Below are 2,534 nucleotides of genomic sequence, written 5' to 3'. Positions count from 1 at the left end.
CGCCACGGTGCTCCGGGAGATGGCGGGCCTCGGCCTCGCCGCCACCGAGTTCGGGCCACCGGGCTACCTACCCGACGATCCGGTCGAGCTCTCGAAATGCCTGAGCGACCACGGAATTGCGCCGGTCGGCGGCTTCCTGGCGCTGGCTTTGCACCGGGAACCCGGTCGGGCCCTGGCCGCCGCCCGCGAGCAGGCCGCCCTCTTCGCCGCGGCCGGTGCGGAGATCCTCGTGCTGGCCGCCGCCACCGGCAGCGACGGGTACGACACCCGCATCCCGCTCGACGACCACGAATGGCGCACGCTGATCGACACCGCCGCCACCGTCGCCGATATCGCGGCCGAGCACGGCCTGCGGGTCGCCCTGCACCCGCATGTCGGCACCCATGTCGAGACCGCCGAGGAGGTGGATCGCTTCCTCGCCGATTCCGAACTGGATCTGTGCCTGGACACCGGGCACCTGCTCATCGGCGGCACCGACCCGGTCGAGCTGGCCCGCCGCCACGCCGGGCGCATCGGCCACATCCACCTCAAGGATGTGCGCGAGTCGCTCGCGGCCGAAGTACGCGGCGGCAGCATCGAATACAGCGAGGCGGTGCGACGCGGGCTCTACGTCCCGCTGGGCTCCGGCGATGTCGATATCGCCGCCTTGGTCCGCGCGGTGCACGCCGCCGGCTACCGCGGCTGGTATGTGATCGAGCAGGACACCGCGCTGGATTCCGGCGACACCGCCGAGGCTCCGACGCGTGATGCTCGAGAAAGTCTGCGACACCTGGCCGAGATCGGCGCGAGTCTCGCCGCGGCTCGGATTTAGTGGGGAGGTGAAGACGACGATGTCCGCGAATCCCCTCTCGCGCGGGTGGCCGCAAGCCCGGCCGCGCCCGTCCGCGAATCCTCAACCGCGCCGGTCGATGAACTCTCGCCTGCGCCGGTCGGCGAATCCTCGCCGCAGCTGGCTGCGGCTGTCGCCCTGGCTCGCCGCGGCGGCCGTGCTCGCCGCCTGTAGCGGCCCGGGCGCCGATGTCACCAGTCCCACCCAGGCTCCGGCGGCGGTGGGCTCCTTGAAGTCGGTGGCCGTGGTGACGCACGGCTCGCCCGGTGACGCCTTCTGGAACGTGGTGAAGAACGGTGCGGAGGCCGCCGGGAAAGACCTCGGCGTTCGAGTCGAGTACAACTCCTCGGGCGATCCGACCCAGCAGGCCAAGCTCATCGACAATGCCGTGGCCCAGGGCGTGGACGGGCTGGTGGTGTCCATGGCCAATCCCGACGCGTTGCAACCCTCGGTCGAAAAGGCCGTCGCCGCGGGCATTCCCGTGGTGACCATCAACTCCGGCGAGGACGAGAGCGTGAAATTCGGCGCGATCGGCCACGTCGGCCAGAGTGAGCGCATGGCCGGTGAATCCGCCGGTAAACGGCTCGCCGACGCCGGAAAACACAAGATGCTGTGCGTCATTCACGAGGCGGGCAATGTGGGCGCGAACGAGCGCTGCGCCGGTGCGACCCAGGGCTTCGGCACCGCGACCACCCTTCAGGTCGACATCAACAATCCCACCGACGTGCAGTCCCGCATCAAGGGCGCGCTGGAGGCCGATCGTTCCATCGACGCCGTGCTGACCCTGAATTCGCAGATCGCGGCCCGTGCGGTGGACGCGGTGAAGGAGTCCGCCTCGAAGGCCACCATCGCCACCTTCGACCTGAATTCCGATGTGGTGAGCGCGATCCGGGCGGGAACCCTGTTGTTCGCGGTGGATCAGCAGCAGTACGAGCAGGGCTATCTGCCGGTCGTCATGTTGAAGCTCTACAAGTCGAACCTCAACACGGTGGGCGGCGGCCATCCGGTGCAGACCGGCCCGGCGTTCGTGGACAAGTCCAATGTCGATGCCGTCGCCGCACTCGTCGGCCAGGGCACACGGTGAGCGGGCCGGGAGTGAATGAAATGACTGCTACGACAACGACCGAACCCGCGGTGACCCCGCCGCCGGATCGGCTGGCCATTCTCAACCGGCTCGTCGCCCGCCCCGAGGTGGGCGCGCTGCTGGGCGCGGTGGTGGTGTTCGTGTTCTTCACCGTCATCACCACGAAATTCGTGAAGCCACTGGGCATTTCGACCTGGTTGGACGACGCCTCGACGCTGGGTATCATGGCGGTCGCCGTCGCCCTGCTCATGATCGGCGGCGAATTCGATCTCTCCACCGGTGTGATGACCGCCTCCACCGCGCTGATCACCGGCCTGCTGGCGGTGCACGCGGGCTGGAATGTGTGGCTGGGACTGGCGGTTTCGCTGGTCTTCGCGCTCACCGTGGGTGCGCTCAACGGCTGGGTGGTGATGCGCACCGGCCTGCCGAGCTTCATCGTCACCCTGGGTACCTTCCTGGCCTTGCAGGGCCTCAATCTCGGTGTGACACGCTGGGCCACCGGCACCGTGCAGGTGTCGGGGGTGCGCTCAGCCGACGGATATCAGTCCGCCGGTTGGGTTTTCGCCTCCACCACCAAGATCGGCAGTGCGAGCATCCAGGCGTCGGTGGTGTGGTGGATCG

The 2,534-nt window shown here is 68.5% G+C and carries 3 protein-coding genes; all 3 read left to right on the top strand.

The genetic code is table 11. The features are described 5' to 3' along the window. Nucleotides 1-7: 7 nt before the first annotated feature. Nucleotides 8-811, top strand: coding sequence for a TIM barrel protein (locus ACWELQ_RS43540; RefSeq protein WP_452402826.1), 804 nt, complete (start codon nt 8-10; stop codon nt 809-811). Between the two features lie 97 nt (nt 812-908). Beyond that, nucleotides 909-1,913: a sugar ABC transporter substrate-binding protein gene (locus ACWELQ_RS43535; RefSeq protein WP_452402825.1), complete on the top strand. Its 1,005-nt coding sequence runs from the start codon at nt 909-911 to the stop codon at nt 1,911-1,913. Between the two features lie 20 nt (nt 1,914-1,933). Continuing rightward, the coding region (locus tag ACWELQ_RS43530) for an ABC transporter permease (RefSeq protein WP_452402824.1) at nt 1,934-2,534 on the top strand (601 nt) is incomplete at its 3' end.

The sequence above is a fragment of the Nocardia sp. NPDC004722 genome (genome assembly GCF_053601505.1).
Note: the sequence above shows the minus strand (reverse complement) of the source record. Positions and strands in the feature narration are given on the sequence as shown.